We start from the raw sequence: 12,757 nt of genomic DNA, 5'->3' as shown, positions 1-12,757 counted from the left end.
GGAATGACGGTGAAACGGTTTTGCAACCAATTGATTACGCAGCTTGGCGAAAAGCCGATTAATTATTTCAACGCACAGGGCCGGACACAAAGCGCAGCCCCATGCCTTGCCCTGATTCGGACGGGCTTACGCCCCGCCCGAACGGAATTTATAGTTGATTAAAACCGCAACGATACGGCGTTGCCAACGCCCTTGTCTCGTTTTTATTTTTATCAACCATATTTTACCGCCGTAAACGGCGGGGTTTCAAACCGAAAAGGAATTTTGATGAACATCTTGGTAACGGGCGGAACGGGCTTTATCGGCGCACATACCGTTGTGGCGCTGACGGCGGCGGGGCATACCCCCATTATTGTGGACAATTTGTCCAACTCATCGCCCAAAGTGGTGAACCGTTTGGCGGAGATTTGCGGGCGCGCGCCCGTGTTTTATCAGGGCGACATCCGCGACCGTGCTTTGTTGCGGCGCGTGTTTGCCGAACACGCCATCGATGGCGTAATGCATTTTGCCGCGCTCAAAGCGGTGGGCGAGAGCGTGCAAAAGCCGCTCGAATACTACGACAACAATGTGGGCGGCAGCCTGATTTTGCTGGAAGAAATGCAAAAAGCGGGCGTGTACGGCATCGTGTTCAGCTCGTCCGCCACCGTGTACGGCGACCCGCAGCGCGTGCCGATTGACGAATCCGCCCCCACCGGCGCAACCACCAATCCCTACGGCACCTCCAAACACACGGTTGAGCGCATCATGAGCGATTTGGCGGCGGCCGATGCGCGTTGGCGGGTGATTTTGTTGCGCTATTTCAACCCTGTGGGCGCACACGAAAGCGGACGCATCGGCGAAATGCCCAACGGCATTCCAAACAATCTGTTGCCCTACGTTTGCCAAGTGGCGGCGGGGAAATTGGCGCAATTGTCGGTGTTCGGCAGCGACTATCCCACGCCGGACGGCACGGGCGTGCGCGATTACATTCATGTGGCGGATTTGGCGCGCGGACACGTTTGCGCTTGGGAAGCGAAAGGCGCACAAGCGGGGGTGCATGTGTACAATTTGGGCACGGGGCGCGGTTATTCGGTGTTGGAGATTGTGCGGGCATTTGAAGCGGCGTCGGGACAACGTGTGCCGTACGCGCTCAAACCGCGCCGTGCGGGCGACATTGCCGCGTGCTATGCCGACCCCGCCAAAGCCGCCGCCGAAATCGGCTGGACGGCACAGCGCGGTTTGGACGAGATGATGCGCGATGCGTGGCGTTGGCAAAGCGCCAATCCGAACGGTTATGATTGACGGCAAAAACCGTCTGCCTGATTTCGGGGCAGACGGTTTTTGCCGATATGCCGTTTGGGGCGTGTCATCAATTGCACCGTCATTCCTGCGCCGGCGGGCATGACGGAATTTTTTTATATTTCACTGATTTTCAGTAGAAAAATTTAAATGATGACGCGCCCTAAGCAAACGGATGCTGAATCACAATCGTTTCTTCGCGGTCGGGGCCGGTGGACACCATCGCAACCGGCGCACCGCACACTTCCTCAATCCGCTTCAAATAACGCTTGGCGTTTTCAGGCAGCTTGTCGTAGCTTTTCACGCCGAAAGTCGGCTCTTTCCAGCCCGCCATCGTTTCGTAAACGGGCGTACAGCCCGCCACCGCGTCCGCGCCGAAAGGCAGAATGTCACTGTGCGAACCGTCCGCCAGCGTGTAGCCCGTGCAGATTTTCACTTCGTCCATGCCGTCCATCACGTCCAATTTGGTGATGCACATGCCGGTGATGCCGTTGATTTGAATGGAACGTTTCAACGCCGCCGCGTCAAACCAGCCGCAACGCCGCGCCCGTCCCGTTACCGAGCCGAACTCATGACCGCGTTCCGCCAAGCCAGCGCCGATGTCGTCAAACAATTCGGTCGGGAACGGCCCCGAACCCACGCGCGTGGTGTAGGCTTTGACGATGCCCAAAACATAATTCAGCATCTGCGGCGGCACGCCCGCGCCCGCCGATGCCGCGCCCGCCAAACAATTTGATGAAGTAACAAAGGGATAAGTGCCGTAATCAATGTCCAGCAAGGTGCCTTGTGCGCCTTCAAACAGCAGTTTTTCGCCCTTGCGGTTTTTTTCGTAAAGCGTGTTGGCGACATCGTGCAGCATCGGCAAAACGCGGTCGCGGAAGCTGCGGATTTTGTCCATCACCTCATCAAAATCAACGGTTTGTGCGCCGTGCAAATGTTTGAGCTGGACATTGTACAGGGCAAGGTTGGTTTTGACTTTTTCCGCCACTTTGTCCAAATCCGCCAAGTCGCCCGCGCGCACGGAACGCCGCGCCACTTTGTCTTCGTAGGCGGGGCCGATGCCGCGACCAGTGGTGCCGATTTTGCCTGCGCCGCGCGAGGCTTCGCGGGCTTGGTCAAGGGCGATGTGGTAGGGCAGGATAAGCGGGCAGGTGGGGGCGATTTTCAGGCGTTGTTCCACGTTTTTCACGCCGGCGGCGACCAGCTCGTCAATTTCGCCGAGCAGGGCTTCGGGGGAAACCACCACGCCCGAACCGATGTAGCAGGTGAGGTTTTCGTGCAGAATGCCGCTCGGAATCAGGCGCAAAACGGTTTTTTTGCCGCCCACCACCAGCGTGTGTCCGGCGTTGTGTCCGCCTTGGAAACGCACCACGCCGCCGGTTTGCTCGGCGAGCCAATCAACGATTTTGCCTTTGCCTTCATCGCCCCATTGCGAGCCGATGACCACGATGTTTTGTGCCATAGGGTTGTTGCCTTCAAAAATCAGGTTGGGAAATGGGCTTTATTGTAACAGGATATGCCGCGTTTCAGGCTGCCCGAGCCGCAGAAATTGCCTGTACGGTTTGACACAAGGTATCGGAAAACACAAGCCCGCAATACGTTTGCATTGTGGGGGCATCACGACAAACGCGGTGCGGGATATTTCAAGCGTGTCGTCATGTTTCAACTCACAGGGCTACACATAAAGCACAGCCCTATGCCTTGCTCTGATTCGGACGGGCTTACACCCCACCCCATTTTACCGCCGTGAACGGCGGGGTTTCAAACCGAAAAGAAACAAGATGAACCCGACACGCTTGATGACGATTGGTACATATGGTCAATGTGCCTTGCTTTTTATGCGGCAGAAAAACGATAAAAAGGCTTATTTCTTATTTCTTTTTCTTGCGCGATTTTTTGTCGGACTTGGGCGCCGCTTCTGCCTGTTGCGCCGCTTCGCCGCGAAGCCGGGATAAAACGGCACGAAGTTGTGTTTTGCGGGCATTGTTCAACCAATGCGGTTGCCGTTTTTCCAGCTTTGTCAGGGAAAAGTCCGCAGCACATTGCTGTGTTTCCGGCAAGGTGAAAACCGTACATACCCGATTCAACATAGCAATGAACGCATCAAAATCAGCTTGATGACGTTCAGCCGAGAGAATTTCCCGTTCTTTGCCAAACAAGCTGTTTTGCCATTGTTGCCATTCCGCTTCCAATTCGGTGCGCTCCAGTGCCGTGCGCTCTTCTGCGGACAATGATGCCCGAGCAGCCTGTTCGCGCGCTTTGTCTTGCTGTTCGCGCTTTTGACGGTGTATTTCCGCTACCGGCATACGGATTCTCTGCACATACGCACAATTCTTCTTCGCAAAATAGCCGTAGCCCGAAGCCGTTTTCGCGCCCATGCCTTGCTGCGCCAACATTTCGCCCAGCAGTTGCCGCGCAAATTCCGCCCACGCCGTTGCACCCTCACCCGCTTCCACCACAAAATAAAAGCTGCCTTGCGTGGCGATTTGCTGGTTCGGCACGGGGCTTTCCATTTCATCGGCTTCGGTTTTGCCGTCTTTACCCCGATAGTAGTCTTGATGATGCACAGTAACCACTTCGCCGACAAACGGTTTTTCGGACGGCACGGGAATCCACCACGCATCGTGCCACACCAGCGCACCGGCAACGCCGTCGTCGCCGTCATCACCGCCAAACAAAACCTTGCAAATGTTTTCAGGCAGCCCGACATTTTCGGCGTAATGACGCACCGCTCCTTTGACGCTTGAACCCGGCAAAAACGGCATGCCGTAGCTGTGTTGCGTGCAAATGCCGGTTTCCAATGCGCCCGCGCTGTTCAGCCCGATGTACAGCCGCCCGACAATTTCGGCACATAAAAAGGTAAAACGGTTTTCATCGGCGGTGGCGCGTACCCAGCGATTGAACGCCAGCTTGTACACTTCGGACGGCGATACGCTCGCTACCCTATCCAGCAATTTTTCTTTTGCGAGCTTCTGGTTTTCCTCTTGCTTTACCTTTCTCTGTTGTTTGTTTTCCCGTTCCTGCAAACCGCGCTGCAACAGCAAGCCCGCATGGGCATCGCGGCAGGATTTTGTCAATTCGCGCAAACTTTCGCGCATCAATTCACACATGTTTGTCCCCATCATTATCTTTTGGCAACAGGGCTTGGGTGTAACGCTTCAGCCATGAAGCGGCTTCCAAAGTGTTGCGGGTGAGCAGTTGGTATTTGTCCAAATCACATTCTAAAATGTGTTTATGGAAAGCGTCAGTCTTGTCATTATCGTTCAGCAATAAAGCATCAGTCTCGTCATTATCGTTCAGCAATTTGGTTAAATGCTTTAACAATAAAACAAAATGTGCATTTTTCTCGGATTTTTTACCATTTTCGTCATCTTCCGTGCCCTTTGCCAGCAAAAAACCCACTGCCTGACACAAGCCCGATTGCAATATCATATTGGGAAAGTTCAACGCCAAGGTACGGTAGCCTTCCGCCAATTCTTTTTTTCCCTGTTCTTTTTCAATTTTGACATTTTTAACCAAATCATAGGCTGTTAAAGCGTATTGTTGCGAACGGATGCGGCTCATGCTTGTTCTCCCGCTTGGGTGTCAGCCGCAATCAGCAGACGGCACAAGCCGCGCCCCACCGTGTGTTTGCCGCCGATTTGAATGGCGGTTTCGCCCGCAGGGATTTTGGCGGACAAGCCGGCAGCACTTTGTTTTTGTTTGCTTTTGTCGCGGGCGTTGCCGATGCCCATCACGCCCCACAGCACGCTTTCGGCGGGCAGGTTTTCTTCCGACCACAATGCGCCTCTTTCTTTATCTACCATGCGGGTTTCGCGGTTAATGCGGATACGCATGCGGATTTCGGTGGCGGTGTCTGCCAAAAAGGAAAATACATTGTCGGGTAGCAACACCAAGCGTTGTTTCAGTTGTTCGCGCCATGCTTCGGCATCTTCGCAGGTGTCGGGATAGAGTTGCGCGGCAAGGGTGTCGCCCCACGCGTTCATTTCATCGCATTCCTTGGCTTGCAAATCCAAATCTTCCAGTGCGATTTTTTCGCCGCTCACTTTTAATTTACTGTTTTTGCACAATAGTGCTTCGGCTTCGGTATCGGGAACGGCGTGCTTGGCGGCGGTGTCGCGGGCATAACGGCGCAGCACAAAAGGGCAAGTGGCATACGCCACCGTTCCGGCAAAGGAACGCACGGGCAGCAGCAGCAAATGGGCATCGCCGAATGCGATTGCGCCTGCGTGCGGGTTTTCCTGCTGGCTTTCCGCGCCGAACAGGACGTTGATGTCGTCTTTCAAACCCCATTGTTTTTTGGCTTCATCGCGCAACACGCCTTTGAGTGCGGAACCCGGAATCAGGGGCAGGTTGGTGGCGCGGGAACGGGCAATCGGCAAATCCACCGTGCCGACACCCTGACCGGTGCCGATGTGCAGGGCGGAAAGGGCTTGCAAATGAAAAATGCGGGTGTTCATGTTTTTGTCCTTTGAAACAAATCGGAAATATTTTCAGGCAGCCTGCGGCGGCGTCCATGCGGCAAGGGCGGCGATGCCGAAACCGTCCAAACGGTCTTGCGGGTGGTCGGACAGGGCTTTGCCGGCCGCATCTGCCAACGCCGCCGCCCCGCCCGTTTCGCATTCCAGCCAATACACCGAACCGGCAGGCACAGCTTTGCGCATGGCTTTGGGTTGGTGCCGGTGCAAATCCCAGCCCGACACCGGCTGCCAGCGTTCCAAAGCGGCGGCGCGGAGCTTGACGCGCACATCGGTGTGCGGAAACGTGCCGCACAAAGTTTTTTCGTCCAACCAACCGGGCAGCCAGCCGTTTTTGAAAATCGCAGGTGTGAGCAAAGTCAGGCGCACACCCGCCGCATCAGACGGTGCGGCAAACGCCGCGCCCGCATCTTGCGCCAAAGCGTGCAGGCGCGACAAACGCCCCTCGCCGCCAAAGCACACCAAACCTTCCGCCAAATCCTGTTCCGTGCGAATCACAAAACCATAACGGTGCGGCTGCCAGCCGCCGCCCTCTTGCCGTTTTTTTGCAGCAGGGGAAAAATCGTAGGCGGTGGTTTGGAACAACTGCGCGTCTTTTGCCGCGCCGCTTTGCGCGTCCACCGCCGTGTGCGTGCGCGTTTCGGTGGGCAAATCGTTGGCACCGTTTTGTTTCACGGTGTCAAAACTCAAGGCTGCGCCGTTTTGCCATTTGGCAAAATCTTCCGCACACCAATACTTTGCGCCGCTTTGCGGTTTGCCGTTCAAATGTTCGTGTTCGGCAGACATGCGCACGGGCAGCAGTCCTGCGGGCAAATCGCTGCCGCAATCCGCGTCCGCCGCGCGTGGCGACAGGCGCACCAACAAGGTTTCCTGCGTGTCGGGGTGGCGCAGGTAGAGCGCGTCTGCGGGCTTGGGCAGCAGCAAAACGGTTTCGCCGTCTGCCCGTTGCCGCGCCAAAAACAAACCGTGCGCGGCGATGCGGTTCAATTGCGCCGATTGTTCGTTGCTCAAATCGTGCCAACCGTTTTGCCGCATCACGCAGGTACGCACCAAGCCCGCTGCCGCAGACGGCAGGGGAAAGGCAATATCGTGCGTGTCCGACTGCGCCCCAAACGGCTTGCCGCTCCGAAACACCAACGGCGACAAGGCATCAATCCAATAATTCCGCATTATTCGTCCCCTTTCCAAGCCAAATCGCGCTGCGTTTTGGCGCTCAGCCAGCGTGCCACAATCAGTTCGGTGGCCATTTTCTGCAAATCGTTCACCTGTTCAAAGCGTTGCAGCAAACGTTCTTTTAAACCCGCATCCAGCTCGCCGCCGTTCGGAGAACGGGCTTTTTCCAACATCCGTTTGAATTCGGCGGCACGGATTTTTTTCAAATCCTCATTGTTTTTTTTCAAATCCGCATCGCTTGGCGGGCTGTCTGAAAGCATGGGAAAATCGGTGTGGATAAAAATCTGGCGGCAATCGTAGGCAATGCGGCTGCTCAAAATGCCCTTGCCGTAATCTTCCACCCACCGCGTGATAGCGTCCAACGACGCATCTTGGTCGTCCCAACGCGCCCGCCAATCCAGCGTGCTGCCGGAACGCACCGCCAGCGTGATGCCCAAAGCGTTGCGTTGCACATTTTCGGCGCAATCATCGCCTTTGGCGGTTTTTTCGGCGCGTTTGGCAAGGGCGCGGACGTTGCCCAAAGGCGTTTGAATATGGCAGATTGCCAAGCCCACCGATAAAGACGGAGATTTGTCTGCTGCCACGCCCAAATTTTCTGCCACGCCCGCCAGTTTTTCAGCAAACGCATCTTTCAACACTTCGGCGCATTTCACCGCATCGCGCAAAGACAGCAAACCCAGCACGTCATCGCCGCCCGCGTAAATGCAATGCCCGTGATGTTCGCGCAAGGTTTCCGGCACGCTGCCGGCAAATTCCGACAGCTTTTCCGTGATTTCTTGGTGTTGCGCCATGGTTTCGGCTTTGTCCAGCAACGCGCCCATGCGGTCGCCGTCCGCCAGCAGCATCACCCAATAGGGGCAGGGTTCGCCGTGCGTTTCCCAAACGGTTTTGACGGTTTTTTCAAAGCTCTGTAAATCTGCCCGCTCGCTTGCAAAATCCTGTTTTTCAGCAGCATCATCGCTGCTTTTCTCGCCTTTTTTGGCGTTGGCGATGGCAGCGTCCAAACGGGAACGGTATAAAAATTGTCCGTCATAGGGAAAATCTTGATACACGCCTTGATTGCCGCGCACCCGCGTTGCCAAACCGTTTGCCACCAAAGGTTCGTAGGCTTCGCGCAAAGTTTTCAACACATCTTTGGGTAATTCGCGCAACCAACTGTCCGCCGCCACGCGGGTAATCGGGGTAAATTGTTCGCTGTCGCCGCCCATGCGTTTGACCACACCCGCGCAATCAAGCTGTTCGGAAAATTTCAAGCCCAGTTTCTGCCGCAGACTTCTGCTGATTTGTTTTTCTTTGGGCAATGTGGTTTGTTTTTCTTTGAGCAAGACGGTTTCGCGGGCGCCGTCCAAAGAGGATTTGGGCAGCATATACCGTTCATCATCGGCACTGCGGGCAAACGCGGGCGCAAAATCACGCGTGGCTTTGCGCCCCACCAGCAGACGGGCGGCTTTTTGACAGGCTTCGCGGTAATCGCCGTTTTCCCGCGCCCACGCGAATTGCACTTCCACATAATCGTCAAGCTGTTGCGCCCAAAGCTCCGAACGCAGTTTGTCGGCGTCTTTACCCAGTTTTTTCAGCGCATCGGCGGCAAGGTTGCGGAAACGCCGTTTGGCGGCTGCGGCAGCCGCATTGCCCAGCGCGGTAACGGCATCGCCATCGGCGCATTCGCAGCGCACTTGGATTTTGTTGCCCACCGAAAAGTCCGAACCTTCGTTCAGGCAGCCCGCATCATGGCTGACGGACGGAAAAATCATTTCCGCGCCCGCATCTTGCAAATGTTTGGCGGCGGCTTTGGCGATTTCCGACAGCAGCCACGAACCGCACCACAAATCGCGGCTGCGGCGGGCGGCGGCGATAAAGCCCTGCACAGGTCCCACCGACAGAATTAAAATATATTGATTCACGGATTAACCTTTTTGAAAAAAATTCAAAAAAACCGATAAGGGGTCGCCGGGGTCGCCGGGGTTGCCGCCGCCGTTTTCCCGCAAGGGGCGGATGTCGGCATCTTTACCGTTTTGCCAAATGTCCACAGTATGGCTGCCGCATAGTTCGCCGCCTTTGACTTCCGCTTTCATGCTCAACAGGTGCTTGTACGGCAGCAGCAATGCGCCCGCCTGCCACTGTCCGTCCGCATTTCTCATCGGGCGGATAATCAAGGGGCTGGACATGCGTTCTTTCGCCGGCGATTTCGGGTCGGGCTTTGGCAGCAACTGGATATTTTTGCCGGGGTCGCCCGCATCTTTAAACGTGATGATAATCGGCATACCAAACAAACCGCGCGGAAACAGATTGCCCGCCGTATGTTCGGGCTCGTGCCAATGACCGGGTTCTTTGCTAAATTCCCCGCTCAAGCGGCGCAAGGCATCAGGTTCCGGCCAACGGCTGCGTCCCGGAATAGGCGGGTTGTCTCCCTTATTGCGCCCGATTTCTTCTGCCTGACGGAAATCACGCAATTTCGCCACCGCTTTTTTCCAGCTTTCCACCGGTTTGGAAGACGTATCCGCTTGCCGCACCAAACGGCAGCCCGCCGCTTCTACATCTTTTTCTGTCAAGGGCTTGATGATTTCGTCAAGGCTGCATTCGCTTGCTTCAAACGCCCCGCAGCCGCGCCGCGTCCGTGCGCCGATACCGCCGAAATTCGCCCACCAGCGCAAAGTTTCGTGGACTTGGTGTTTTTGTTCGTCCGTAATACGGGTTTCGTCAAAACGCCATTGCAGCGTCCATTGCGAACCTTCGTCAATTAACTTGGTCTTTTCCTCTTCATCCACATTATCCATTGCAAACAGAACATAAGAACACGCGGATAATTTGTCATTTTTGTTCTGATGTTTAATACGCTCACTCTTATTTTTACGCCATTCCTTAAAATATGAAATAACTTTTGGGGAAGTAACGTCCGACACTTTTAAAAACACCAACCCCGCCTGACCGTTGCCGTCCATGCCACCCCAAAGCGCAAATTCCGCTTTGCGCAAGGCTTTTTCCTGTTCCTGTTCCTGTTCCTGTTCCTGTAATTTCCATTTGTATTTCGCCAACAAACGCCACCAAAAACGCAGTTGCCCGCGTATCGCCGCCGCACGGACGGGCATTGCGGTGTCCGGCTCGGCGGATTTCGTGCCGCCGCCGTACATCGGCGTAACCAAACGGCAGCGCATACTCTGCCATTTTGTTTTTTCTTGGATTTTTGATTTCCACTCGTCCCAAACGGGTGCGGATTCTGTGATTTCTCGTAATGCCATATTCTTTTCCTTTTTTCGGATTATGGTGTGCCGCCAATTGAACTTTTTCACTGAAAATCAGTGCAGGATAAAAAATGCCGTCATTCCCGCACATGCGGGAATACACTGCCCGATGCTTGGCAAGCGATGTTGCATCAAAGCTTGTTGTGCTTCGACTGGGATTCCCGTTTGCACGGGAATGACGGTGCAGAGCTTTTCCAGTCAATTGATGACATGCATTAGTCGGGCTGCCATTGCCCAATCGTGCGAACGGCATCGCTTAATTCGCGGCGGAGTGTTTCGGAATCTTTTAAGGCTGCCTGAACGCGCCGGTTATTGCGTCCCGGTTGCGTACCGTGTGCCAGCGCATTGCGGATATGGTTCAAGCAATCGAAATCCGCTTTTTGTGCGGCAGACATTTTTGCCGTGAAATGGTTTTCTGCCTGCTCGCGGTCATGATAATTTGCCATATCGCCTTTATAGGCGTAAGTCATTTTGGACAGCCACGCTTCATACGCCAACACCGTTGCCCGCAAATAATCGCCTTTGTCCAAATGCAGCTTGGCGTTTTCCAACTGGCGGCGGGCGTAATCATTGTGCTTTGCCCACCCCGTACGTTTGTCCAATTCAGGTTTGAACAGTCCGATTAAAGGATTGTCAGGCAAAACCAAATGGTGAAAGCTGTCCAATTTGCCACGCGCCTGATGGATTTGGTTGGTGTTTTCATAAAACGCGGCGTTTTCCAAACATTCCGCAGCTTCGCTTGCCTGTTCGCGGCGGAACAGCCCGGCAAATTCGTGGTAGCTGCCGTTGTGGTTGTACACTGCCAGCGCGTCCACCCAATCCAGCATTTTCAACATGCCCGACAATTCAATTACGGGATTGCCGTCCGGCATATTCAATGCGCCGTAGCAAATATGGCGGGTGGCAATGTTTTTGACTTTGCCCAAAAAGCGCGATGCCACCAGCGCCAGCATCGGCAGATGACGGAAAGAATGGGTTACATCAATGGAAATGCTGTCGTTTTCGTTCAGCTCATCGGCAATGCGCTGAAGCAGGCTGATTTGCTCGGCTTCGGTGCGGGCGTATTCAATGATGATGAACTTGACTTCGCAGCCGAATTTTTCCCGCATTTTGGGTAGGCAGGGCTGCAACAATGCTTCCGTTACCGCTTTCTTTTCTACGGCATCCATCAATGCCGTAATATCTTTGTCATTGGCAACATCTTGCAACAGCACGTCCCACATACTGCCTGCCGTGCCAACCAGCAGCAATTGCTGCGGCTGCAATATCTGCGTCAAACCGGCGCCGATAAACTTCGTTTTAAATTTTTCACCGTTAAAGTCATATTCCGTTTCCACATAACCTTTTTGTGCAAAACCCAAAAAACTAATCAAAGTGTGCATCGCGTTCTCCCAAAAACAATCACTATACGGCGCGGCGAAATCATACGCCATAGGGGGGGTAAATCAAGATGATTAATCAAAATAATCAACGTCCATGCCGCGCATCATACCCCGCGCCGCGCCAAACGGCAGCAAGCACAAATTTGTGGTGCGTTTTTCAGGCTGCCCGAATGCGGTACGCCCCCAAGCCGAACACGGTTTCCTTGCCGATGTGCAGCCATTGCCCCAAATCCAACAACGCCGCCCATTGCGGCGGCACGTTTTCCAAGTGCCATTGCCCCATCAGCCCGCCCAAAGGCACGGCGCGTTGCTGGCGGTTGGAATAGCGTTTGAAATCACGCCAATGCAGTTGCGGCACGCTGCGAATGGCGGCGGCATCGCCCATCAAGCCGTGATAGTCGGCGGCAAAATCCTGCGGCCAATACAGCGCCGACACCCCGCGCACCCGCCGAAACAGTTGCCGCAACAAAACATCGCGGTCGAGCGCGGCGGCACGAAGCGGCTTGCCGTTGCGGACAACGCGCAGGGGCGTTATCAAATCCAAAGTCAGGTTTTTCGGATAATCGTTTTTCAGAACAAAACGTTGCTGATGCGGCGGCAGCGTACCCGACACGGGCAGGCTCTGCCAAACGCCGTTTTGCCACACCGCCAAATCAAACAGGCTACCTGAAACCGCCGCCGCGCCCACGCCTTTGGCAAACGCCCGCCGCCACGCCGCCGTTACCATCGGCAGCAACAAACGCGCCTGTCCGAACAGGCGGATTTCAAAAGAAAAAAGCCCGTCCGCAGGACAAATTTCCTTGCGGACGGGGGCAAACAAAACATAGGGTTGCGGCGGCGTTTGCTGCTGGCTTTTGTTCAGCCGCGCATCGGCGGGCGCTTCAAACAGGCTGCGGTAGGGGCAATCGGGCGCGTGAACGGCGCGATTGGGCGGGCAGGTACACGCCAATTCCAGCAGTGCATGACCGAACACGCCGCGCAAGCAAGAACCCGCCGGCACGGGCGGACGCCAAGCGCGGTGCAGGCGGAAAGTATAACGGTAACGCGCCAAAGGCAGCGTATCAGAAAGATTTAAGTGATTGAATTTCATTCATTATCCCCTAATGATGGGGCGGGGTTTTCGGCAAACGATTGAATTACGCAGCCGCCCGATTAGGCGTCTTAATCCCCTAATGACGGGGCGGGGTTTCCGGCATGTATACTC

10 protein-coding genes are annotated in these 12,757 nt (G+C 55.0%); 1 reads left to right on the top strand and 9 read right to left on the bottom strand.

Translation table 11 applies throughout. From position 1 onward, the window contains the following. Positions 1-267 precede the first annotated feature (267 nt). Entirely contained in the window at positions 268-1,281 is a 1,014-nt protein-coding gene (gene galE, locus G392_RS0110055; RefSeq protein ID WP_027010105.1) for a UDP-glucose 4-epimerase GalE, read from the top strand. Positions 1,282-1,441: 160 nt separating this feature from the next. Here galE and G392_RS0110050 read toward each other — a convergent pair whose 3' ends face one another. The 9 genes from G392_RS0110050 to cas6 all read right to left on the bottom strand — a co-directional run bounded on the left by G392_RS0110050 (position 1,442) and on the right by cas6 (position 12,643). Next, on the bottom strand, positions 1,442-2,740 hold the full coding sequence (locus tag G392_RS0110050; protein WP_027010104.1) for an adenylosuccinate synthase: 1,299 nt from the start codon (positions 2,738-2,740) through the stop codon (positions 1,442-1,444). Positions 2,741-3,149: 409 nt separating this feature from the next. Then, positions 3,150-4,388 (bottom strand): type III-B CRISPR module RAMP protein Cmr6, encoded by a 1,239-nt coding sequence (gene cmr6, locus G392_RS12775; RefSeq protein ID WP_051255686.1) that lies wholly within the window; start codon positions 4,386-4,388, stop codon positions 3,150-3,152. Then, a complete protein-coding gene (cmr5, locus tag G392_RS0110040; RefSeq protein ID WP_027010103.1) occupies positions 4,381-4,842 on the bottom strand; it encodes a type III-B CRISPR module-associated protein Cmr5 in 462 nt (153 codons plus the stop codon). The genes cmr6 and cmr5 overlap by 8 nt, the downstream gene beginning before the upstream one ends. Next, positions 4,839-5,738 carry a type III-B CRISPR module RAMP protein Cmr4 gene (gene cmr4, locus G392_RS0110035; RefSeq protein ID WP_027010102.1) on the bottom strand — a complete coding sequence of 300 codons (900 nt, stop codon included), beginning with the start codon at positions 5,736-5,738 and terminating at the stop codon, positions 4,839-4,841. Before cmr4 ends, cmr5 begins: the two co-directional genes overlap by 4 nt. A gap of 33 nt (positions 5,739-5,771) precedes the next feature. After that, entirely contained in the window at positions 5,772-6,926 is a 1,155-nt protein-coding gene (locus G392_RS0110030; RefSeq protein ID WP_027010101.1) for a type III-B CRISPR module-associated Cmr3 family protein, read from the bottom strand. Further along, on the bottom strand, positions 6,926-8,833 hold the full coding sequence (cas10, locus tag G392_RS0110025; RefSeq protein WP_027010100.1) for a type III-B CRISPR-associated protein Cas10/Cmr2: 1,908 nt from the start codon (positions 8,831-8,833) through the stop codon (positions 6,926-6,928). The genes G392_RS0110030 and cas10 overlap by 1 nt, the downstream gene beginning before the upstream one ends. A 3-nt stretch (positions 8,834-8,836) precedes the next feature. Further along, positions 8,837-10,018, bottom strand: coding sequence for a type III-B CRISPR module RAMP protein Cmr1 (gene cmr1, locus G392_RS0110020; protein WP_245571962.1), 1,182 nt, complete (start codon positions 10,016-10,018; stop codon positions 8,837-8,839). A gap of 368 nt (positions 10,019-10,386) precedes the next feature. Then, on the bottom strand, positions 10,387-11,553 hold the full coding sequence (gene csx2 / locus G392_RS0110015) for a TIGR02221 family CRISPR-associated protein (protein WP_027010098.1): 1,167 nt from the start codon (positions 11,551-11,553) through the stop codon (positions 10,387-10,389). Positions 11,554-11,710: 157 nt separating this feature from the next. Continuing rightward, entirely contained in the window at positions 11,711-12,643 is a 933-nt protein-coding gene (gene cas6, locus G392_RS0110010) for a CRISPR system precrRNA processing endoribonuclease RAMP protein Cas6 (RefSeq protein ID WP_027010097.1), read from the bottom strand. Between the last annotated feature and the right edge of the window lie 114 nt (positions 12,644-12,757).

It is taken from the genome of Conchiformibius kuhniae DSM 17694, from assembly GCF_000428785.1.
Taxonomy (GTDB): Bacteria; Pseudomonadota; Gammaproteobacteria; order Burkholderiales; family Neisseriaceae; genus Conchiformibius; species Conchiformibius kuhniae.
This window is presented reverse-complemented; position numbering and strand designations above follow the sequence as displayed.

Excerpts from the sequence above, each read along its gene's own strand:
- cmr5 (WP_027010103.1), bottom strand. The coding sequence starts at position 4,842 with ATGAGCCGCATCCGTTCGCAACAATACGCTTTAACAGCCTATGATTTG.
- cmr1 (WP_245571962.1), bottom strand. The coding sequence starts at position 10,018 with ATGCCCGTCCGTGCGGCGGCGATACGCGGGCAACTGCGTTTTTGGTGG.
- csx2 (WP_027010098.1), bottom strand. The coding sequence starts at position 11,553 with ATGCACACTTTGATTAGTTTTTTGGGTTTTGCACAAAAAGGTTATGTG.
- galE (WP_027010105.1), top strand. The coding sequence starts at position 268 with ATGAACATCTTGGTAACGGGCGGAACGGGCTTTATCGGCGCACATACC.
- cmr4 (WP_027010102.1), bottom strand. The coding sequence starts at position 5,738 with ATGAACACCCGCATTTTTCATTTGCAAGCCCTTTCCGCCCTGCACATC.
- G392_RS0110050 (WP_027010104.1), bottom strand. The coding sequence starts at position 2,740 with ATGGCACAAAACATCGTGGTCATCGGCTCGCAATGGGGCGATGAAGGC.
- G392_RS0110030 (WP_027010101.1), bottom strand. The coding sequence starts at position 6,926 with ATGCGGAATTATTGGATTGATGCCTTGTCGCCGTTGGTGTTTCGGAGC.
- cas6 (WP_027010097.1), bottom strand. The coding sequence starts at position 12,643 with ATGAAATTCAATCACTTAAATCTTTCTGATACGCTGCCTTTGGCGCGT.
- cmr6 (WP_051255686.1), bottom strand. The coding sequence starts at position 4,388 with ATGTGTGAATTGATGCGCGAAAGTTTGCGCGAATTGACAAAATCCTGC.